The organism is Saccharothrix sp. 6-C, assembly GCF_016695385.1.
Lineage (GTDB): Bacteria > Actinomycetota > Actinomycetes > Mycobacteriales > Pseudonocardiaceae > Actinosynnema > Actinosynnema texasense.
Map to the genome: position 1 here is coordinate 4,238,212 of NZ_CP064192.1, position 24,477 is coordinate 4,262,688.

Annotated in this window: 2 protein-coding genes; both read right to left on the reverse strand. The window is 75.5% G+C overall.

What is annotated here, in order from left to right:
- Positions 1-6: 6 nt before the first annotated feature.
- The gene (locus IOD16_RS17950; protein WP_201440952.1) at positions 7-2,802 is read right to left on the reverse strand and encodes a helix-turn-helix transcriptional regulator; all 2,796 of its coding nucleotides are present in this window, start codon (positions 2,800-2,802) and stop codon (positions 7-9) included.
- A 585-nt stretch (positions 2,803-3,387) separates the two neighbouring features.
- On the reverse strand, positions 3,388-24,456 hold the full coding sequence (locus IOD16_RS17955; protein ID WP_201440953.1) for a type I polyketide synthase: 21,069 nt from the start codon (positions 24,454-24,456) through the stop codon (positions 3,388-3,390).
- Positions 24,457-24,477: the final 21 nt, after the last annotated feature.

The following is a 24,477-nucleotide window of genomic DNA, read 5'->3' on the forward strand; positions in this document are numbered from 1 at the left end:
CACCGGTCACCGGTGGACCGAGGTGGAGCGGATGGAGCTCAGCGCCGCCGTGGTCTGCACCGGCAGCGGACCGGCCCACAGATCCGCGGAGCCGGGCAGCAGACCGGTCGGCAGGTCGGCGCGGCGGCGGACCTTGAGCTTGCGGTACACGCGGGTCAGGTGCTGCTCCACGGTGCTGACCGTGATGTAGAGCTTGCGCCCGATCTCCCGGTTGGTGTGCCCCAGCGCGGCCAGCGCCGCGACCCTGCGTTCGGCGGAGCTCAGCGTGGCCAGGTCGTCCGGCTCCTCGTCGACCCCGGCGGCGGGCTCGGCGTCGCCTTCGGCGGCGGGCGCCAGGTCCAGCTGCGGCAGCAGGTGGCGGCGGCACAGCGCGCCGGCGCCGCAGGCCTCGGCGACGCGGATCGCGCGCTTGGCGACGATCTCGGCCGCGCCGGCCTCGCCCAGCTCGTCGTGCGTCGTGCTCAACGCGGCCAGGGCCAGCGAGAGCTCCACCTGGTCGCCGGCGTCCTGCAGCAACGTCACCGCTTCGCGCAGCATGGGCAGCCGCGGCTTCGCCTCGGCCGCGGTGGACAGCAACCGCAGGGACGTGCCGCGCACCCGGGGCACGTGCGCCCCGGGCCGGTCGAGCTGCGCCAGCGCCAGCTCGCCCACCCGCTCGGGGCGCTGGAGCCGGATCAGCGCCTGGGCCAGGTCGGTGCGCCACGGCAGCAGCGCCGGCAGGTCGAGGTCCCAGTGCACGGCCAGCGCGCCGCACTCGTCGAAGTCGGCGAACGCGGCGTCCGGCCGGCCGGCCGCCAGGTGCGCGTGGCCGCGCGCCCGCAGGTACACGGCCCAGTGCGCGGTGTCGCGAGCCGCGATCGGCACGCTGCGCCGCAGGTGCGCACGCGCGTCGTCGTGCTTGCCCTGCCAGGCCGTGGACAGCACCAGCGCCGCCAGCGGCGAGGCGATCGCCGGGCCCCAGTCGTGCGGCGCCAGCGCGGTGAGGGCGAGCCTGGCGAGCCGCTCCGCGGTGACCAGGTCGCCCTCCATGAGCGCGAGGTGGGCGCGGACGTCGGCGAGCACGGCCTTCCACGCCGACGCCTGACCCGAGCCGATCTCCTCGCGCAGCGCGTCGTACCACTGGCGCGCGCGGGCGACCGCGCCGCACGCGCCGAGCGTGAGCAGGGCGTGCACGGCCAGTTCGGGCGCGCTGTCGGGCATCCAGCGGTTGCGCAGGACCCACTCGGCGGAGGCCAGCACCTCTTCGGGGTGGTCCCGGGCGAGCGCCGTGCGGCGGTCACCGCTGCCGGAGTGGACCGCGACGGCCACGGTGGGGTGCACCGCGCGCACCCAGTCCCGGAGCACCCGGTGCTCGGTCACCGCCGGGGCGCCCGCCGGTCGGACGGCCACCTCGGTGGCGTCCTCCAGCGCGCGCAGGGTCTCCTCGGCGTCGGCGGTGTGCCCGTGCCAGAGCTGGTAGCGCAGCAACGCCCTGGTGTCGCGCACGGTCAGGTGGCCCTCGCGGGCCGCGCGGCGCAGCGGGGGCAGGTGCCGCGCGACGACGGACGGCGCGGTGCGCCACTGCACGGCGGCCAGCGCGGCGACGAGCGAGGCGGTCGCGGTCGGGTCGTCGCCCGGCGCGACGGTGCGGGCCAGCTTCAGGCACTCGGCGGCGCGGTCGAGGCGGTGCTCGGCCAGCGCGCTGTCCGCCGCGTCGCGCAGCACCGCCACCGCCCACGGCGCGTCGGCCGAGCCCGCCGCCACGAGGTGCGCGGCGATGTCGGTGCTCGGCAGGCCTTCGGCGAAGAGCAGGTCGGCGGCGGCGCGGTGCAGCCGGGTGTGCTCGTACGCGGGCAGGTCCCCCAGCACGGCCGTCCGCACCGCCGGGTGCCGGAACCGGCCGTCGTCCAGCAGGCCGGCGTGGTCCAGCGCGGTCACCGCCTCGGCCGCCGCGGCGGGGATGCCGCGCAACCTGCCGAGCAGTTCGGGCGCGGCGTTCTCGCCGAGCACCGCGATCGCCCGCACGACGTGCAGCAGGTCGGGACCCCAGCGGTGCAGGCACGCCAGGACCGCCTGGCGGAACGCCTCGCCGATCGCGACGTCGGTGTCCGGGTCGTCGTGCAGCGCCGCCCGGTGGTCTTGCACGAGTGCCTTGACCAGTAAGGGGTTCCCGCCGGTCACGGCGTGGTAGGACGGCGCGCACCGGTTCGCGGTGGCGGGGTCGAGCAGGTCGGCGACCAGTTGCGCGACCCCCCGCTGCGACAGCGGGGCGAGCCGCACGCCGGTGTACCACGGCATCCGGGTCAGCTCCGCCAGGACCAGCGCGTTGCCCCGGCCCGAGTAGTCGGACTCGGTGAGCACGACCGCGATCCGCGCGCCGCCGACGCGGCGCATGAGGTAGAGCAGGGTTTGCAGGCTGAGGGGGTCGGCGTGCTCCACGTCGTCCACCACCAGCACCACCGGCCGGGTGCGGGCGAGGTCGAGCAGCGCCTCGCCGGCCTCGCGGACCAGGTGCGGCGAGCGCCGGGCCTGGTCGGGGGCGTCGGCGTCCGAGTCCGGCACCGCGCTCAGCCGGGCCGCCGCCTCGTCCGCCGGTCCGGTGGCGAACTGCGAGAGCACCCCGCCGGGCAGACCGCGCTCGTCACGCGAGCAGGTGGCCGCGAACACCAGTGCGCCCGCCGCGCGAGCCGGCTCGTCGAGCGCGCGCACGAGCACGGTCTTCCCACCGGCGCCGGGGCCGCTCACGTGGATGACCTGACCCCGCCCGTCGACCGCCGCGGCGATCAACTGCGTCAGCTGCCCGAGGACTTGCTCGCGTTCCACTAGGCGCACAGTTCCTCCCCAGTCCCGCGTTGCTGTCCGTAATCAATCGCGCGACGTTGCGCAGCCGCTTGACTACCCAGCGCAATGCCTGCGGCTAGACAACTGTACAAGACGGAAGTGTAGATGAGGCGGAAAAAGTCATTCCAACCTTTCCCCGACGACTCAATCGCCCACCCCGTTGCCCGTTCCACGCCCGAATGGAACCCAAATGAAACACCGCCGTGCAACCTACTGCCGAGTAAATCACCCACAAAGTCACAGTTCAGCGACCCGAGTAGCAGTCGATCATGACATCGGTTTCCACTCGACCGCCACTCGGCCCCTCCGGGTAATGCACGGAAGGCGATTGGTCACGCCCGAACGGGGCCACCCATTTTGGTGACCCGGCCCACCCTCGGCCCGAAGGATTTCCGCATTAATCGGGGTTCGGGCCGCCATGACTCGTTGTGTCGGTACGGCCGTACGGATTAGCACCACAGAGTGGTCGTGGCCGGCTCACGTTCACCCCGCGAGGTGTCCGCCGGGGACCGGGCCGTCCCCGGCGGACACGGAGCGTGAGAGCGCAACCACGATCCACCACCGCGGTCAGTCCGTCGTCTCCAACTCCTCGTCGAGGATGTCGAACAGCTCGTCGGCCGTCACGGCGTCGAGCGACGCTTCCCCGTTCCCCGATTCGGGCACGCCGGGCGCCAGCCGGGCCACCAGCGCGCGCAGCCTCGCCTCCACGCGGGCGCGTTCCTCCTCGTCCGGCGCGGTCACGTCGAGCACCGCCTCCAACCGCGCCAGCTCGTCCTCCAGCGACGGCGCCGCCTCGCCCGCGCCGCCCAGCTCGACCACCAGGAAGTCCGCCACCTCCGCCGGCGTGGGGTGGTCGTAGACCAGCGTCGCCGACAGCCGCACGTCCAGCCGCTCGCCCAGCCGGTTGCGCAGCTCGACCGCCGCCAGCGAGTCGAAGCCCAGGTCCAGGAAGCCCTTGGCCGGGTCGACCGCCTGCGGGCCGTCGTGGCCCAGCACGGCCGCGGTCGCGGCACGGACCAGCTCCAGCAGGTGCGCGCGGAGGTCGCCCGGCGACAGCGCGTCGAGCCGCACGGCGTCCGGCTCGACGGCCCGCGCGGCACGGCGCCCGCCACGCGGCACGCCGCGCAGCACGGCCGCGACCGGGCCCGGGGCCGAGCGCGCCGCCGCGAAGTCCACCCGCGCCGGGACCAGTTCCGCCCGGTCTCCCGCCACCGCCGCGTCGAACAGCGCCAACCCTTCCCGAGGGCTCAGCGCCACCACGCCCGACTCCGCCATCCGCCGCAGGTCCCGGTCGTCGAGGCCCGCGGTCATGCCGCTGTCGACCCCGTGCCACAGGCCCCAGGCGAGGGCCGTGGCCGGCAACCCCTGCGCCCGACGTGCCCGCGCCAGGCCGTCCAGGAACGCGTTCGCCGCCGCGTAGGCCGTCTGGCCCGCGCCGCCGAGCACCGACACCAGGGACGAGAACAGCACGAACGCCTTGAGGTCGTGGTCGCGGGTCAGCTCGTGCAGGTGCCACGCCGCCTCGGCCTTCGGCCGCCACACCGCGTCCACCTGGTCGGCCGTGAGGTCGGTCAGCAGCGCGTCGTCCACCACCCCCGCCGCGTGCACCACCGCCGACAGCTCCACCCCGGCCACCAACGCCGCCAGCGCGTCGCGGTCGGCCACGTCGCACGCCGCCACCTCGACCGCCGCACCCACCGCGGTCAGGTCCGCCACCAGCTCCTCGGCGCCCGGCGTGGCCGGCCCGCGCCGGCCGACGAGCAGCAGCCTGCGCACACCGTGGGCGGTCACCAGGTGCCTGGCCACCGCGGCGCCGATCCCGCCGGCGCCACCGGTCACCAGCACCGTGCCGGCACCGAAGTCGGGGCGGGCACCGTCGGCCGCCCGCACCAGCCGGGGCACGTGCACCCGGCCGCCGCGCACCGCCACCTGCGGCTCATCCGAGGCCAGGGCGGCGGCCACGGCGTGGTCGGACTCGGCGCGCCCGTCCACGTCCAGCGCCACGACCAGGCCGGGGTGCTCGGCCTGCACCGAGCGCAGCAGTCCCCACAACGGCGCGTGCGCCAGGTTCACCGCCGACTCGTCCTGCGCGACCGCGACCGCGCCGGTCGTGACGACCACCAACCGGGCCGCCGGTGCGCCGCGGACCCAGTCCCGCAGCACGTCGACCAGTCGCGTCACCGCCTCGCGACCGGCCGCGGCCGGATCGTCGCCCGAGGTCGGTTCCAGCGGCAGCAGCACGAAGTCCGCGCCGGAGGCCGCGGCCGAGGCCACGTCGGGGTGCGCGACCGCGCCGAACCGGGGCTCGGGCGCCACCACGGCCGCCCGCACCGGGGCGGCGGCCGCGCCGGGCGCCGACGTCCAGTCGACCCGGTGCAGCGCGGCCGACCCCTGCTCGGGCACGGGCAGCGGGCGCACCGCCAGCGATCCGACCGAGGCGACCGGCGCGCCGGCGGCGTCCGCCAGCTCGAAGGCGTAGCCGCCGTCCCCGGCCCGGCTCAACCGCACGCGCAGCACCGACGCGCCGGACGCGTGCAGGACGACGTCGCGCCAGGCGAACGGCACGCTGACCCCGTCGCCGTCTTCGTCGTCGAGCAGGCCGGTAGTGTGCAACGCCGCGTCCAGCAGCGCCGGGTGCAGGCCGAACCGGTCCGCCCCGGCGGCCGTCGCGTCGTCCGCCACCACCTCGCCGAACACGTCGTCACCGCGCCGCCACGCCGCCACCAGGCCGCGGAACGCCGGGCCGTAGGCGTAGCCGCGATCGGCCAGCGCGTCGTACCACCCGGTCAGGTCGACCTCCACCGCGCCGGCGGGCGGCCACTCGTCCCAGTCGGCGGCCGGAGCCGCGAGGCCGGTGGCGAGCACACCGGTGGCGTGGCGGGTCCACTCGGAGCCGGGGACGTCCGGTCGCGTGTGGACGGTCAACGACCGGCGCGCGGACGGGTCCGGGCCGCTCACCGCGACCTGGAGCACCACGCCGCCGCGCGCGGGCAGCACGAGCGGCGCTTCGAGGGTCAGCTCCTCGACCCGGTCGCAGCCGACCTGGTCGCCCGCGTGGACCGCCAGCTCCGCCAGCACCGCGCCGGGCACCAGCACCCGCCCGGCCACCACGTGGTCGGCCAGCCAGGGCTGCGCGGCCGGTGAGACGCGACCGGTGAGCAGGACGCCGTCGTCGGCGAGCGCCACGACCTCGCCCGCGAGCGGGTGGCCCGCGCCGCCGTCGACCACGTCGAGCCAGTAGCGGCGGCGCTGGAACGGGTAGGTCGGCAGGTCCACGGCCCGCGTGCCGGACCCGGCGAACACCGCCGACCAGTCCGGTTCCGCGCCGCGCACGAACAGCGCGCCGAGCGCCAGCGCGGCGGTCGCGGCCTCCGACCGGTCGGCCCGCGACGCCGGCGCCAGGAACGCCGGGGTCGGGTCGAGCAAGCACTCCTGGGCGAGACCGGTCAGCACCGCGTCCGGGCCGATCTCCAGGTAGGTCGTGACCCCTTGGTCCTCCAGCGCGCGCACACCGTCGTGGAAGCGCACCGCACCCCGCACGTGACGCACCCAGTACTCCGGATCGGTCAACTCACCCGGACCGGCGACCCGGCCCGTCACGTTCGACACCACCGGCACCCGCGGCTCCGCACAGGACAAGGAGCGCACCACTTCGCGGAACCGGTCCAACACCGGCTCCGCGTGCGGCGAGTGGAACGCGCGCGACACCCGCAGCGCGCGGGTCTTGCGACCCTCCGCCCGCCACCTCACCACCAACTCGTCCAGCACCGCGCGGTCACCCGACACCACCACCGAACGCGGGCCGTTGACCGCCGCCACGTCCACCCGGCCCTCCGAGCCGACCAGCCAGCGCCGCACCTCCTCCTCGGTCGCCACCACCGCGACCATGCCGCCGTCCGACCGCATCTCCCCCATCAACGCACCACGCGACACCACCAACTTCACCGCGTCCGCCAGCGAGAACACCCCCGCCACATGTGCCGCCGCGATCTCACCCACGGAATGACCGGCCAGGAAGTCCGGCCGCACGCCCCACGACTCGAACAACCGGAACAACGCCACCTCGAACGCGAACAACGCCGGCTGACTGATCGCCGTGTCGTCCAAAGCCACCTGATCGTCCCCGAACACCACCTCAGCCAACGAACGACCCAACTCCACATCCGCCACCGCGCACACCTCGTCGAACACCGACGCGAACACCGGCCACCGCGCGTGCAGCTCACGACCCATGCCGATCCGCTGCGAACCCTGCCCGGTGAACAACACCGCCAGCCGGCCCGCGGAACGATCCGCGCGCACCACGCCCGGCCCTTCGCCGTCACGTGCCAGCGTGTCCAGCGCCGCGACGACGGCATCGGGGTCGGTGGCGGACACGGCGGCCCGGTGCTCCAGCGCCGACCGGGTCGTGGCGGCGGCGCGGACCACGTCCGCCAGCGGCAGGCCGCCGACCAGCGCCGCCCGCAGGTTGGCCGCCTGCGCCCGGAGGGCCGCCTCGCCGACCGCCGAGACCAGCAGGGGCGCGACCGGCGCCGCGGTGTCGGTGTCCACCGGGACCGGCTCCGGTGCGGGAGCCTGCTCCAGCACGAGGTGCGCGTTGGTGCCGGAGATGCCGAACGACGACACACCGGCCCGACGCGGACGACCCGTCTCCGGCCACGCGCGGGCCTCCGTCAACAGCTCGACGGCGCCCTCCGACCACTCCACCTGCGGCGTGCGCTCCCCCACGTGCAACGTCTTCGGCAGCACGCCCTCGCGCAGCGCCATCACCATCTTGATCACCCCGGCCACGCCGGCCGCCGCCTGCGTGTGCCCGAAGTTCGACTTCACCGAACCGAGGTACAGGGGTTCCGGGCGGTCCTGGCCGTAGGTCGCGATCACCGCCTGCGCCTCGATCGGATCACCCAACCGAGTACCGGTGCCATGCGCTTCAACCGCGTCGACCTCGGTGTGCGACAACCCCGCACTCGCCAACGCCGCCCGGATCACCCGCTGCTGAGACGGACCATTCGGCGCGGTGAGGCCGTTCGACGCACCGTCCTGGTTCACCGCCGACCCACGCAACAACGCCAACACCTGATGACCGTTGCGCCGCGCGTCCGACAACCGCTCCAACACCACCACGCCGACGCCCTCGGACATCGCGGTGCCGTCGGCGTCGGCGGAGAAGGACTTCGCCCGACCGTCGGGCGCGAGGCCGCGCTGGAGGCTGAAGTCGATCAGCGTGTCCGGGGTGGCCATCACGCTCACGCCGCCCGCGAGGGCGAGCGAGCACTCGCCGTTGCGCAACGCCTGCGCCGCCAGGTGGATCGACACCAGCGACGACGAGCACGCCGTGTCCACCGACAACGACGGCCCCTCGAAGCCGAAGACGTAGGACAACCGGCCGGACGCGACCGACGCCAAGGACCCGTTGCCCAGGTAGCCCGCCAGGTCCTCCGGGATGTGGTTGAGCCGGGTCGCGTAGTCGTTGTACATGATGCCCACGAACACGCCGGTGTGGCTGCCGCGCAGGCCGGTCGGGTCGATGCCCGCCCGCTCCAACGCTTCCCAGGACGTCTCCAGCAGCAGCCGCTGCTGCGGGTCCATCGCCAACGCCTCACGCGGCGAGATGCCGAAGAACGCGGGGTCGAAGTCGGCGGCGTCGTGCAGGAAGCCACCCTCCAGCGCGCAGAACCTGCCCGCCTTGCCCGGTTCCGGGTCGTACAGGGCCTCCACGTCCCAACCCCGGTCGGACGGCAGGGGCGAGATGCCGTCGCGCCCGGCCGCGAGCAGCTGCCACAGCTGTTCGGGTGTGGTGACCCCGCCGGGGAACCGGCAGCCCATGCCGACGACGACGATCGGGTCGTCGGACACCGCGGCCGGGGTGGCAGCGGTCCGCACCGGGGTGTCCTCGCCCAGCAGCTCGGACTTGAGCAGCGCCGCGAGGACCACCGGTGTCGGGTGGTCGAACACCAGGGTCGCGGGCAACCGCAACCCCGTCACCGCGTTGAGCCGGTTGCGCAGCTCCACCGACGCCAACGAGTCGAAGCCCAGGTCGCGGAACGCCTTGCGGGGTTCCACCGCCTCGACGCCGTCGTGACCCAGCACCGCCGCCACGTGCGTGCGCACCAGCTCCAGCAGCAGGTGGTCGCGTTCGGTCCCGGGCAGCGCGGTGAGCCGGTCGGCGAGCGACGGCCCGCCCGCGGCCGAAGGGCCGGACACCCGGCGCGCGGGCTTGCGCACCAGCGCGCGGAACAACGCGGGCACCTCGTCCCGCGCCCGCAGCGCCGCCGTGTCCAGCCGCATCGGCACGAGCAGCGCCCGGTCGGCGGCCAGCGCCGCGTCGAACAGCGCCAAGCCCTCCTCGGTGGTCAGCCCCAGCAGGCCCGAGCGGGCCAGGCGGGCCACGTCGGCGTCGGTGAGGTGCGCGGTCATCCCGCTGCGCTGCTGCCAGAAGCCCCAGGCCAGCGACGTGCCGGGCAGGCCGGCCGCGCGGCGGGCGTGGACCAGGCCGTCCACGTAGGCGTTGGCCGCGGCGTAGTTGCCCTGGCCGCCGCCGTCCACCGCGCCCGCCGCCGACGAGAAGGCGACGAACGCCGTCAGGTCCCCGGTCAGCTCGTGCAGGTGCCGAGCGCCGTCGGCCTTCGGCCGCCACGCGGTGTCGAAGCGCGCGCCGTCCAGGTCGGTGACGAGCGCGTCGTCGAGTGCGGCGGCGGCGTGCACGACGGCGGTCAGGTCGGCGATACCGGCCAACAACCCCGCCACCGCAACGCGGTCCGCCACATCACACGCCACCACCTCCACCCGCACACCCACCGCGACCAACTCGTCGCGCAACTCCACCGCACCAACCGCATCAAGACCACGCCGACTCGCCAACACCAACGACCGCACACCATGACCAGCCACCAGATGCCGAGCCAACACCGCACCCAAACCACCCGTACCACCAGTCACCAAAACCGTCCCACCACCGAACGACCCGGCAGACCGACCGGCCACGACCGGCACCCGCACGAGGCGGCGGGCGAACAGCTCCTCGTCGCGGATCGCGACCTCGGGTTCGCCCGCGCCGAGCGCCGAGGTCAGCTCGTCCCACCCGACCGGCCAGCGGTCGGTGTCCACCAGCACGAAGCGGTCCGGGTGCTCCGAGGCCGCCGCGCGCACCAGACCGTGCACCGCGGCCACCGCGGGGTCGACCGGCGCGTCGCCCGCGTCGGCGCCACCCCGGGTCAGCACGACCAGGCGGGCCGCGGCGAACCGCTCGTCGGCCAGCCAGTCCCGGACCACCGCCAGCACGTCGTCCACGGTGGACCTGTCGCCCGCCGGGACGACCGGGAGCACCGCCCAGTCGGGCACGTCGGTCAGCTCGGCCAGTCCGGCGACCTGCGGCACGTACTTGCCCAGCCCGGCGCCGAGCACCACGATCCGCCCGGTGGTCGGCTCGGCGGTGAGCGGGGTCCAGTCGATGCCGAACAGCGCGTCCGCCACGCCACCGGCCGGCGCGGACACCTCGCGGGAGAGCAGGGCCGCCACGACGGCGACCGGCGCGCCGGTGTGGTCGGCGATCCGGATGGCCAGGCCGTTCGCGTCCGAGGGGGTCAACGTCACGCGCAGCGCCGTCGCGCCGGTCGCGAACAACCCGACACCGGTCCACTCGAACGGCACCTGGGGCGGTCCGCTCGGGTCCTCCACCACCAGGGCGGCGTGCAGCGCGGCGTCGAGCAGCGCCGGGTGCAGGCCGAAGCCGGTCGCGGCCACGCCCTCGGGCAGCGCGACTTCGGCGTACACCTCGGCACCGGCCCGCCACGCGGCGCGCAGCCCGCGCAACGCCGGGCCGTACTGGTACCCGCGATCGGCGAGCACGTCGTAAGCGCCGGTCAGGTCGACCGGTTCGGCGCCTGCCGGCGGCCACGCGGTCAGCTCGAAGTCCGCCTCCGCGCCGGTTTCCGCCAGCGAGCCCGACGCGTGGCGGGTCCACGGGCCGTCCCGGTCGTCCGGTCGCGAGTGGACGGTCACGGCACGGCGGCCGGTCGGGTCGGGCGCGCCGACCCGGACCTGCACCCGCACCCCGCCGCGGCCTGGCAGCGGCAACGGCGCCTCGATCGTGAGCTGCTCCACCAGGTCGCAGCCGACCTCGTCACCGGCCCGGAGCGCGAGCTCGACGAAGGCGGTGCCGGGCAGCAGGGGCGTCCCGGACAGCGCGTGGTCGGCCAGCCAGGCGTGCGAGGACAACGACAGCCGGCCGCTGAGCAGCACCTCGTCGGCGTCCGCGACGGTGACCACCGCGCCGAGCAGCGGGTGCTCGGCGGAGCCGAGGCCGGCCGACGACACGTCGCCCGCGGGCGCGGTCGCGTCGAGCCAGAAGCGGCGGCGCTGGAAGGCGTAGGTGGGCAGGTCGACCGTGCGCGGAGCGGCGTCGGCGAGCAGCCCCGCCCAGTCCACCGGCGCGCCGCGGGTCCACGCCTCCGCGAGGGACAGCAGCAGCCGGCGCGGGCCGCCGTCGTCACGGCGCAGCGAACCGACGGCGGCGACCTCGATCCCGCCGGCGTCGGCCGTGTCCTGCACGGCGGCGGTGAGCACCGGGTGCGGGCTGCACTCGACGAACACCGTGTGGCCGTCGGCGACCAGCGCGCGGGTGGCGCCGATGAAGTCCACGGTCTCGCGCAGGTTCGCGTACCAGTAGTCGGCGTCCAGCGTCGCGGTGTCGACCGGCTCGGCGGTGACCGTCGAGTAGAACGGCACGCTCCCGGTGCGCGGCGCGATGCCCGCCAGCACCTCGGCGAGCCGCTCGCGCAGCGCCTCCACGTGCGACGAGTGCGAGGCGTAGTCCACCGCCACCCGGCGCACCCGCGCGCCGCCGGCCGTCAACGCCTCGCCCGCGGCGTCGAGCGCGGCCGGGTCGCCGGAGAGCACCACCGACGCCGGGCCGTTGACCGCCGCGACGGACGCGCCCGGCGTCAGGTGCTCGCGCACCCGTTCCACGGGCAGCAGCACGGACATCATCCCGCCCTTGCCCGCCAGGTCCTCGGCGATCGCCAGGCTGCGCAGCGCCACGACCGCCGCGCCGTCCCGCACCGACAGCCCGCCCGCGACGACCGCCGCCGCGATCTCGCCCTGGGAGTGCCCGACGACCGCGTCCGGGCGCACGCCGTGCGACCGCCACAGCTCGGCCAGCGACACCATCACCGACCACAGCACGGGCTGCACGACGTCGACGCGGTCCAGCGGCGGGGCGCCGGGCAGGCCGCGCACCACGTCGAGCAGCCGCCAGTCCACGTGCCGCTCCAGTGCGGCGGCGCACTCGGCCATCCGCTCGGCGAACACCGGCGAGGAGTCGAGCAGCTCCACGGCCATGCCCGCCCACTGCGTGCCCTGACCGGGGAACACGAACACCACGCGGGGATCGGCGCCGGCGACGCCCTCGACCGGGGTGGCGGCAGCGTCGCCCTCGGCGAGCGCCACGACGCCCGCCCGCAGCTCGGCCAGGTCTTCGCCCACGACCACCGCGCGGTGCTCCAGCGCGGCCCGCGTGGTGACCAGGGAGTGCGCCACGTCCTCCGCCCGCAGGTCGGGGTGCTCGGCCAGGTGGGCGGCGAGCCGCGCGGCCTGCTGCGCCACCGCCGCGCGGGTCCGGCCGGACAGCGCGAACGGCACCGGACCGGCCCCGACCGGCCCGAATTCGACCGGCCCGGCCCCGACCGGCTCGGGCGCGTCCGCCGGGTCCTCGGCGGGCGCCTGTTCCAGCACGACGTGCGCGTTGGTGCCCGAGATGCCGAACGACGACACACCGGCCCGGCGCGGACGCCCGGTCCTCGGCCACGGCACCGTGCTCGTCGGGAGCTGCACCGCGCCGAGCTCCCAGTCGACCTGCGGGCTGGGCTCGGTGACGTGCAGCGTGCGCGGCACCTCGCCCGCCCGCATCGCCAGCACCATCTTGATCACGCCCGCGACGCCCGCCGCCGCCTGCGTGTGGCCGATGTTCGACTTGATCGAGCCGAGGTAGAGCGGGGTGTCCCGGTCCTGGCCGTAGGTGGCGATGACCGCCTGCGCCTCGATCGGGTCGCCGAGCGGGGTGCCGGTGCCGTGCGCCTCGACCACGTCCACGTCGGCGGGCCGCACGCCGCCGGCCGCGAGCGCCGCCCGGATCACCCGTTGCTGCGAGGGGCCGTTCGGCGCGGTGAGGCCGTTGGACGCGCCGTCCTGGTTGACCGCCGACCCGCGCAGCAGCGCCAGGACCTGGTGGCCGTTGCGCCGGGCGTCGGACAGGCGTTCCAGCACCAGCAGGCCCACGCCCTCGCCCCAGCCCGTGCCGTCGGCGTCGGCGGAGAACGACTTGGACCGGCCGTCGCCGGCCAGCCCGCGCTGGAGGCTGAAGTCGACGAACGTGTCCGGTGTCGCCATCACCGTGACGCCGCCCGCGAGCGCCAGCGAGCACTCGCCGTTGCGCAACGCCTGCGCCGCCAGGTGAATGGACACCAACGACGACGAGCACGCCGTGTCCACCGACACCGCCGGACCTTCGAGCCCCAGCACGTAGGACACGCGGCCGGACAAGACGCTGGCGATGCTGCCGTTGCCGATGTACCCGGCGATGTCCTCGGGCACCTCGCGCAGCCGGGTGCCGTGGTCGTGGTACATCACGCCGGCGAACACGCCGGTCGGGCTGCCCTTGAGCGACAGCGGGTCGATGCCCGCCCGCTCCAACGCCTCCCAGGACGCCTCCAGCAGCAGGCGCTGCTGCGGGTCCATCGCCGTCGCCTCGCGCGGACCGATGCCGAAGAACTCCGCGTCGAAGTCCAGCGCGTCGCGCAGGAAACCGCCTTCGCGCACGTAGGTCTTGCCGGCGCAGCCCGGTTCCGGGTCGAAGATCGCGTCCACGTCCCAGCCCCGGTCGCCGGGGAACTCCGACACCGCGTCCACCCCGTCCGCGACCAGCCGCCACAGCTGCTCGGGCGTGCTCACCCCGCCGGGGTAGCGGCAGCTCATCGCGACGATGGCGATCGGGTCGTCGACCGGTCGAGCCGGCGGCGGCGCCGGTTCGACCCCCGGCCCGTCGCCGAGCACCGTGGCGCCGATGTGGGTCGCGAGCGCCACCGGGGTGGCGTAGTCGAAGACCAGCGTCGCGGGCAGCCGCAACCCCGTCACGGCGTTCAACCGGTTGCGCAGCTCCACCGCGGCCAGCGAGTCGAACCCGATCTCGCTGAACGCGCGTCCGGGTTCCACGGCCTGCGGGCTGTCGTGCCCCAGCACCGCCGCCACGTGCGCCCGCACGAGGTCCAGCAGCACCCGGTCGCGCTCGGCGGCGGGCCGGGCCGCCAGGTCGTCGGCGAAGTCCGCGCCGCCCGCGCGGACCGTGCCCGCCGCGCGCCGCGCCGGTCGCACCAGGCCGTGGAACAGCGGTGGCAGGTGCCCGCCGCGAGCGCGCAGGGCGGTGAAGTCGAGCTTGACCGGCACCAACGCCGGGTCGTCCGCCGCCAGGGCGGCGTCGAAGGCGGCCAAACCGTCGGCGGTGGGCAGGGCGGGCAGCCCGGCCCGGCCCATCCGCGCCACGTCGGCCTCGGACAGGTGCGCGGTCATCCCGCTGCGCTGCTCCCACAGGCCCCAGGCCAGGGAGACGGCGGGCAGGCCCCGCGCGCGGCGGGCGTGCGCGAGCGCGTCGAGGTAGGCGTTCGCGGCGGCGTAGTTGCCCTGGCCCGCGCCGTCCACCACGCCGGCGGCGGAGGAGAACAGCACGAACGCGCGCAGGTCGCCGGCCAGCTCGTGCAGGTGCCGCGCGCCGTCGGCCTTGGGCCGCCACGCGGTGTCCACCTGCTCGGGCGTCATGCCCGACACGAGCCCGTCGGCCAGCACGCCCGCCGCGTGCACCACCGCGGTCAGGCCGTCGACGCCGGCCAGCACGGCGGCCACCGCGTCGCGGTCGGCGACGTCGCACGCCACCACCTCGACCCGGGCGCCCGCCGCGGTCAGCTCGTCGCGCAGCTCCACCGCGCCGGTCGCGTCGAGGCCCCGGCGGCTGGTCAGCACCAACGACCGCACGCCACGCCCGACCAGGTGCCGTGCCACCAGCGCGCCCAGGCCACCGGTGCCGCCGGTGACCAGCACGCGGTCCTCGTCGGTCCACTCGAAGGCGGGCCCGCCGGTCGCCCGGGCCAGCCGGGGCACGAGCAGCGCGCCGGCGCGGACCGCGACCTCCGGCTCCGCCGACCCGAGCGCGGGGCGCGGGTCGGCGGCCGGGTCGTCCAGGTCCAGCAGCACGAACCGGTCCGGGTTCTCCGCCTGGGCGGCCCGCACCAGCCCCCACGCGGGCGCGACGGTCTCGTCCACGGTGGTGCCACCGGCGGGCACCGCGCCCGAGGTCGTCACGACCAGGCGCGCGGCGGCGAAGCGGTCATCGGCCAGCCACGTGCGCACGGCCGTCAGCACGGCGTCCACCGTGGACCGGGCGGTGGCGGGCGCCGGGCGCAGCAGCACCCAGTCCGGCACGTCGTCCAGCTCGGCGAGATCGGTCACCTCGGTCAGCGCGCCCGTGGCGGGCGTCGCCGACGCGGGCACCCAGTCGACCCGGTACAGCACGTCCGGGCCGGTCGCGGCGGTCAGCGCGGCGACCGGCGCCGGCCGGGTGACCAGCGCCTCGACCGTCGCCACCGGATCGCCCGCCGGGTCGGTGAGCAGCAGCGCCACCGCGTGGTCGCCGACCGGGGTGACCCGCACCCGGACGGCGGTCGCGCCGGTGGCGTGCAGCGACACGCCCGTCCAGGCGAACGGCAGCTCGACGACGCCCTCGTCGCCGCCCGCGCCGGTCGCGTGCAGGCAGGCGTCCAGCAGCGCCGGGTGCAGGCCGAAGGCTGCCGCGTCGGCGACGCCGTCGGGCAGGGCCACCTCCGCGTAGACGTCGTCACCGGAGCGCCAGGCGGCGCGCAGCCCCCGGAACACCGGCCCGTAGTCGTAACCGCCGGCGGCCAGCTCGTCGTAGAGCGCTGCCACGTCCACGCGGGTCGCGTCGGCGGGCGGCCACTGGGTGAGCCGGTCGGGCGCGGTGCGGGGCGCGCGGTCCACGAAACCGGTGGCGTGCCGCGTCCACGCGTCCTCGGCCCCGTCGAGGCGCGAATGGATGGTCACCGCTCGTCGCCCGGTCGCGTCCTCGCCACCCACCGCGACCTGGAGCACCACGCCACCGCGTGCGGGCAGCACGAGCGGCGCTTCGAGGGTCAGCTCCTCGACCCGGTCGCAGCCGACCTGGTCGCCGGCGCGCACGGCGAGTTCCACGAACGCCGTGCCGGGCAGCAGGGTCGTGCCCGCGGCGGCGTGGTCGGCCAGCCAGCGGTGGGTGCCCAGCGACAGCCGCCCGGTCAGCAGCACGCCGCCGTTGTCGGCCGTGGCGACCGCCGCGCCGAGCAGCGGGTGCCCGGCCGGGCCGAGTCCCGCCGCGGTGACGTCGCCGGGCCCGCTGGTCGCGTCCAGCCAGTAGCGTCGGTGCTGGAAGGGGTAGGTCGGCAGGTCCACCACGCGGGAGTCGCCGACCAGCTCGGCCCAGTCCGGTTCCGTGCCGCGCACGAACAACGCGCCGAGCGCCAGCGCCGCGGTCGCGGTCTCCGACCGGTCGGCGCGCACCGCCGGCACCATCAACGCCGGGGTCGGGTCGACCAGGCAGTCCTGGCCCAGGCCGGTGAGCACCGCGTCCGGGCCGATCTCCAGGTAGGTCGTGACGCCCCGCTCTTCCAGCGCGCGCACACCGTCGTGGAAGCGCACCGCACTCCGCACGTGACGCACCCAGTACTCCGGATCGGTCAACTCACCCGGACCGGCGACCCGGCCCGTCACGTTCGACACCACCGGCACCCTGGGTTCCGCGAACGACAAGGAGCGCACCACTTCGCGGAACCGGTCCAACACCGCCTCGGCGTGCGGCGAGTGGAACGCGCGCGACACCCGCAGCGCGCGGGACTTGAGGCCTTCCGCCTTCCACCGCATCACCAACTCGTCCAGCACCGCGCGGTCACCCGACACGACCACCGAACGCGGGCCGTTGACCGCCGCCACGTCCACCTTGTCCTCGACACCCGCGAGCCACGTGCGGATCTCGTCCTCGCCGGCGACCACCGCGACCATGCCGCCGTCCGACCGCATCTCTGCCATCAACGCGCCGCGCGACACCACCAACTTCACCGCGTCCGCCAGCGAGAACACCCCCGCCACGTACGCCGCCGCGATCTCGCCCACCGAGTGGCCGGCGACGTGATCGGGCCGCACGCCCCACGACTCGAACAGCCGGAACAACGCCACCTCGAACGCGAACAACGCCGGCTGACTGATCGCCGTGTCGTCCAAAGCCACCTGATCGTCCCCGAACACCACCTCCGCCAACGAACGACCCAACTCCACGTCCGCCGCCGCGCACACCTCGTCGAACACCGACGCGAACACCGGCCACCGAGCGTGCAGCTCACGACCCATGCCGATCCGCTGCGAACCCTGCCCCGTGAACAACACCGCCAAGCCACCGGGCACCCGGCCGCCCTGGACCACGCCTGACCCGCTGTCACCGGCGGCGAGCCCGGTCAGCGCGGCGAGGAGGCCGTCCCGGTCGGCGGCGACGACGGCGGCCCGCCGTTCGTGCGCGGCACGGGCGGTGGCCAGCGAACGCGCCACGTCCGGCAGCGCCAGGTCGGGCTCGGCGGTCAGCCGCCGCGCCAACCGGGCCGCCTGGTCGCGCACGGCTTGGTCCGTGCGGCCGGACAGCACGATCGGCACCCGCAGCGGAACCTCGGACCGCACCACGTCCGGTTCGTCGGCCGCCTGTTCGAGGACGAGGTGCGCGTTCGTGCCGGAGATGCCGAACGACGACACACCCGCCCGGCGCGGACGTCCGGTCTCGGGCCACGCACGGGCTTCGGTCAACAGCTCGACGGAGCCTTCGGACCATTCGACCTGGGGCGTGCGTTCGCCCACGTGCAGCGTCCTGGGCAGCACGCCCTGGCGCATCGCCATCACCATCTTGATCACACCGGCGACGCCCGCCGCCGCCTGCGTGTGGCCGATGTTGGACTTGATCGAGCCCAACCACAGCGGCTCCGAACGGTCCTGGCCGTAGGTCGCGATCACCGCCTGCGCCTCGATCGGGTCACCCAACCGAGTGCCGGTGCCGTGCGCTTCGACCGCGTCGACCTCGGTGTGCGACAACCCCGCACTCGCCAACGCCGCCCGGATCACCCGCTGCTGAGACGGACCATTCGGCGCGGTGAGGCCGTTCGACGCACCGTCCTGGTTCACCGCCGACCCACGCAACAACGCCAACACCTGATGACCGTTGCGCCGCGCGTCCGACAACCGCTCCAACACCACCACGCCGACGCCCTCGGACCAGCCAGTGCCGTCGGCGTCCGCGGAGAACGACTTGGACCGGCCGTCGCCGGCCAGCCCGCGCTGGAGGCTGAAGTCCAGGAACGTGTCCGGTGTCGCCATCACCGTGACGCCGCCCGCGAGCGCCAGCGAGCACTCGCCGTTGCGCAACGCCTGCGCCGCCAGGTGAATGGACACCAGCGACGACGAGCACGCCGTGTCGACGGTGACCGCCGGACCTTCCAGCCCCAGCACGTAGGACACCCGGCCGGACGCGACCGACGCCAACGACCCGTTGCCCAGGTACCCGGCCAGGTCCTCGGGGATGTGGTTCAGCCGCAACGCGTAGTCGTGGTACATCACGCCCGCGAACACGCCGGTCGGGCTGCCCTTGAGCGACGACGGGTCGATGCCCGCCCGCTCCAACGCCTCCCAGGTGGTTTCCAGCAGCAACCGCTGCTGCGGGTCCATCGCCGTCGCCTCGCGCGGACCGATGCCGAAGAACTCCGCGTCGAAGTCCAGCGCGTCGGCCAGGAAGCCGCCTTCCACGGAGTAGGTCTTGCCGGGTTTGCCCGGCTCCGGGTCGTACAGGTCGGCGACGTTCCACCCGCGGTCCTCGGGGAACCGCGTGATGCCGTCCGCGCCGCTCGCGACCAGGTCCCACAGCTGCTCGGGCGTCGTCACGCCGCCCGGGTAGCGGCAGCTCATGCCGACGATCGCGATCGGCTCGTCGACCACCGCCGCGACCCGGTCGACGGGGTGGCCCGGCGCGGCCGTCGGGGTGGCCGCGCCGAGCGCCTTCTCCCGGATGTGCGCGACGAGCGCCACCGGAGTCGGGTGGTCGAACACCAGGGTCGCGGGCAGCCGCAACCCCGTCACGGCGTTCAACCGGTTGCGCAGCTCCACCGCGGCCAACGAGTCGAACCCCAGGTCGCGGAACGCCTTGCGCGGTTCGATGGCCTGCGGGCTCCCGTGGCCCAGCACCGCCGCCACGTGGGTGCGGACCAGGTCCAGCAGCTTGGCGTCGCGGTCCGCCTCGGGCAGGTCGGCGAGCCCGGCCAGCGGCGCCGGGCCACCGGCCACCGCCCCGCCCGCCGTGCGCCGGGCCGCCGGCACCAGGCCGCGCAGCAGCGCGGGCACGCCGTCGACGCGGGCGCTCAGCGCGGCCAGGTCGAGGCGGACCGGCACGACGACCGGTTCCGCCGTGCTCAGCGCGGCGTCGAGGAGAGCCAGGTTCTCCGCCGGCGTCAGGCCCGGCATCCCGGAGCGCTCGACGCGCTGGAGCGCGGCTTCGTCGAGCACCGCGCCCATGCCGTCCTCGCCGAGCCACAGGCCCCAGGTCAACGCGGTCGCGGGCAGGCCCTCGGCGCGGCGGCGGGAGGCGAGGGCGTTGAGGAAGGCGTTGGCCGCCGCGTAGTTGCCCTGGCCGGGGTTGTCCAGCAGCGCGGCGAGGGAGGAGTACAGGACGAACGCGGTCAGCTCGCGGTCGCGGGTCAGCTCGTGCAGGTGCCAGGCGGCGTCGGCCTTGGGCCGCAGCACGGTGTCGACCTGCTCGGCGTCCAGGGTGCCGATCGTGCCGTCGGCGACGACACCGGCCGCGTGCACCACGGCGGTCAGGTCGGCGATACCGGCCAACAACCCCGCCACCGCAACGCGGTCCGCCACATCACACGCCACCACCTCCACCCGCACACCCACCGCGACCAACTCGTCGCGCAACTCCACCGCACCAACCGCATCAAGACCACGCCGACTCGCCAACACCAACGACCGCACACCATGACCAGCCACCAGATGCCGAGCCAACACCGCACCCAAACCACCCGTACCACCAGTCACCAAAACCGTCCCACCACCGAACGACCCGGCAGACCGACCGGCCACGACCGGCACCCTGGCCAGCCTCGGCGCCAGGACCGCGCCCTCGCGCACCGCGAGTTCCGGTTCACCGGTGGCGGCGGCGTCGACCAGCCTGGCGGCGGACGCCTCGGCGCCGTCCAGGTCGACCAGCGCGAACCGGTCGGGGTGCTCCGCCCGCGCGGCGCGCACGAGACCCCACACCGAGGCGTGCGCCAAGTCGTCGGACGCCGCGTCACGGGTCACCACGACCAGCCGCGACGACGCGAACCGCTCGTCGGCCAACCAGGCGCGCAGCAGGTCCAGCACCGCGTTCACCGAGGCGCGCACGGCGGTGAGCGGGTCACCGCCCGCCGCGGGCACCTCGTAGAGCACCACCTCCGGCACCGCCACGCCGGTCGCCAGCGCCGTCGACAGCGCGGTCAGGTCGGGGTACCCGGTGATGCCGGGACGGCTCGCGCCCAAGGCGACGGCGCGACCGGCCGGCGCGGGCGCGGCGTGCCTGCCGGTCCACTCCAGCCGGAACAGCGACTCGTGGTGCTCGCGGCGGGCGGCGGCCAACTGCTCGGCGGTCACCGCGCGGGACACGAACGACCCGATCGTCGCGACCGGCGCCCCGCTCGGGTCGGCGACGGTCAGCGTGACCGCGTCGTCGCCCGCCGGTGAGATCCGGACCCGCACCGCCGACGCGCCCGAGGCGTGCAGCACGACGTCGCTCCAGGCGAACGGGATGCGCACCTCGTCCGCCGGGCCCACGCCCGCCGCGTCCAGCGCGTGCAGCGCGGCGTCGAGCACGGCGGGGTGCAGCCCGAAGTCGGCGGCCGCGGCCCGCTCGCCGTCGGGCAACGCCACCTCGGCGTACACGTCGTCGCCGTGGCGCCACACCGCGCGCAGACCTCGGAACACCGGTCCGTAGCCGTAGCCGCGCTCGGCCAGGTCGGCGTAGACGCGGGAGACGTCCACCCGCTCCCCCACCGGCGGCCACGCGTCGAGGGGTCGCGGCGCGGGCACGGGGCCGGCGGCCAGCACACCGCCCGCGTGCCGCGTCCACACGACCGCGCCGGGCGAGTTCTCCGGTCGCGTGTGGACGGTCACGGTGCGGCGACCGTCGTCGCCGGGCGCGTCCACCACCACCTGGAGCACCACGCCGCCCTCGTCGGGCAGCACCAGCGGCGCCTCCAGGGTCAGCTCCTCCAGCACCGGGCAGGCGACCTCGTCGCCGGCGCGCACCGCCAGCTCCACGAACGCGGTGCCGGGCAGCAGCACCGCGCCGGAGATCGTGTGGTCGGCGAGCCAGGGGTGCGTGCGCCGGGACACCCGGCCGGTGAGCACCACGCCGTCGCCGCCCGCGAGCCCGACCACCGCGCCGACCAGCGGGTGGTCGGCGGCGCGCTGGCCCAGGCCGGCGGCGTCGGCCCCGGCGGGACCGGACTCCAGCCAGAAGCGCGTGCGCTGGAACGCGTAGGTCGGCAGGTCCACGCGCGCGCCGACGCCCTTGGGCAGCAGCGCCGCCCAGTCGACCCCGGCGCCGCGCACGTGGGCCAGGGCCACGGCGGCGCGCACGTCGGCGACCTCGTCGCGGTCCTTGCGCAGCAACGGGGCGAAGGCCGCCTCCGCGTCGTCCACGGTGTCCTGCGCCATCGCGGTGAGCACCGGGTCCGGGCCCAGCTCGAGGAACGTGGTCACCCCGCTGTCCGCGAGGTGCCGCACGGCGTCGTGGAACCGGACCGCGCGGCGCACCTGCCCGACCCAGTACTCCGGCGCGCACAGCTGGTCGGCGGTCGCGGGCCGGCCGGTGACGTCGGAGACGATCGGGATCGTCGGCGGCGAGTAGGTCATCACCTCGGCGACCCGCCGGAAGTCGGCGAGCACCGGTTCCATCAGCGGCGAGTGGAAGGCGCGGTCGACCCGCAGCCGCTTGGTCCTCACGCCCCGCTCGGCGAGCACGCCGGCGATCTCCAGCACGGCGTCCTCCGCGCCGGACAGCACCACGGCGCGCGGCCCGTTGACCGCGGCGAGGTCGACTTCGTGCTCCCGGCCGGCGAGCAGCGGGCGCACTTCGTCCTCGCCGGCGCGCACGGACACCATCGCGCCGCCGGCGGGCAGCGCCTGCATCAGCCGGCCGCGCGCGCCGACCAGCAACGCCGCGTCCTCCAGCGACAGCACGCCCGCGACGTGCGCGGCGGTGATCCCGCCCAGCGAGTGGCCGACGAGCACGTCCGGGCGCACGCCCCACGACTCGACCAGCCGGTACAGCGCGGTCTCCAGGGCGAACAGGGCGCTCTGCGCGTAGGAGGTCCGGTCGAGCAACGCGGCCAGGTCGCTGCCCGGCGCGGCGAACATCACGTCGCCGAGCGGGTGCTCCAACTGCAGGTCGAGCCAGCCGCACGCGGCGTCCACCGCCTTGGCGAACACGGGGAACGCGCGGTAGAGCCGCCTGCCGGCGTCCAGCCGCTGGCTGCCCTGGCCGGTGAACAGGAAGGCGAGCAGCCCGGGTCCCTTCGCGCCGCGCACCAGGCCGGGAGCGTCTTCTCCCCCGGCGAGCGCGGTCAACGCGCGGACGGCGTCGTCGCGGTCCTCGGCGAAGATCACCGCGCGGTGCTCCAGCGCGGCACGGCGGGTGGCCAGCTCGCGCGCGGTGTCGACCAGGTTCGGCGGGGTGCCGGTGCGCGGGTCGGGCTCGGCGAGGAACCCGGCGAGGCGGTCGGCCTGGGCGCGCAGGGCGGCCTTGCCGCGTGCGGACACCACGAGCACCACGGGCTCCGGTTCCGGCGGCGCGACGGGCTCGGCGGCGGGCGGCTCCTCCAGGACCACGTGCGCGTTCGTGCCGCTGACGCCGAACGACGACACCGCGCCGCGCCGCGGCTGGTCGCCCCGGGGCCACGGGCGGGACTCGGTCAGCAGCTCGACGGCGCCGGAGCCCCAGTCGACGTTCGGGGTGGGGGCGTCGACGTGCAGGGTCTTGGGCAGCACGCCCTCGCGCATCGCGTACAGGACCTTCACCAGGCCGGCGATGCCCGCCGAGGCCTGGCTGTGGCCGATGTTGGACTTGATCGAGCCGAGCCACAGCGGCTCGTCGCGCCCCTGGCCGTAGGTGGCCAGCAGCGCCTGCGCCTCGATCGGGTCGCCGAGGCGGGTGCCGGTACCGTGCGCCTCCACCATGTCCACTTCGGACGGTTCGAGGCCGGCGTCGGCCAGCGCGCGCCGGATCACCTTCTGCTGGGCGGGGCCGCTGGGCGCGGTGAGGCCGTTGGACGCGCCGTCCTGGTTGATGGCGGTGCCGCGCACCACGCCGAGCACCCGGTGCCCGGCGGCCAGCGCGTCGGACAGCCGCATGACCACGACGACACCCGCGCCCTCGGCCCAGCCGGTGCCGTCGGCCGCCGCCGCGAACGGTTTGCACACCCCGTCCGGCGCCAGGCCGCGCTGCGTGCTGAACGCGGTGAACGCGCCGGGGTGGGCCATGATCGCGACACCGCCGGCCAGGGCCATCGAGCAGTCGCCGTTGCGCAGTGCCCGCACCGCCAGGTGCAGCGCCACCAGCGAGCCGGAGCACGCGGTGTCCACCGAGACGGTCGGCCCCTCCAGGCCGAAGGCGTAGGCGAGCCGGCCGGACACGACGCTGGGCGCGTTGCCGGTCAGCAGGTAGCCGTCCAGGCCCTCGGGCGCCTGGTGCAGCCGCGGGCCGTAGTCCTGGGGCTCCACCCCGATGTAGACGCCGGTGTCGCTGCCGCGCAGCCCGAGCGGGTCCACGCCGGCGTGCTCCAGCGCCTCCCACGCCGTCTCCAGCACCAGCCGCTGCTGGGGGTCCATGGCCAGCGCCTCGCGCGGGCTGATGCCGAAGAACTCCGCGTCGAACTCCGCCGCGTCCTCGAGGAAACCGCCACGCCGGACGTAGGACTTGCCGGGCTTGCCCGGCTCGTCGTCGAACAGCGCGTCGAGGTCCCAGCCGCGGTCGGTCGGGAACCCGCCGATCACGGTGCGGCCCTGCGCGACCACGTCCCACAGCTTCTCGGGGGTGTCGCTGCCGCCGGGGTAGCGCACGCCGATGCCGACGACCGCGATCGGCTCGTCGTGGCGTCCGGCCACGACCGGGGCGGCGATCTCGACCGCCACGTCCTCGCCGAGCGCGCGTTCCAGCGCGAACCGCGCCACGGCCAGCGGCGTGGGGTGGTCGTAGACCAGCGTCACCGGCAGCGCCAGGCCGGTGGCCGCGCCGAGCCTGCGGTGCAGGTCGACCGCGGCCAACGAGTCGAAGCCCAGGTCGCGGAACGGGCGCGTGGCGTCCGCGGTCGGCGGCGCGTCCGGCAGGGCCGCCGCGAGGACCTCGGCGACCTGCCGGAGCACGACCTCCAGCAGCACGCGTTCCTGCTCCGCCCGGTGCAGGCCGGCCAGCCGGTCCACGACCGGGTTCGGTGCGGTGGACTCGGGCACGACGTTCTCCGACTCGCTCATCGGCGCTCCAACCGGTGTGAC

What these genes read in the sequence shown, in the direction of transcription:
- IOD16_RS17955 (WP_201440953.1), bottom strand. Translation starts at nt 24,456, where the DNA reads ATGAGCGAGTCGGAGAACGTCGTGCCCGAGTCCACCGCACCGAACCCG.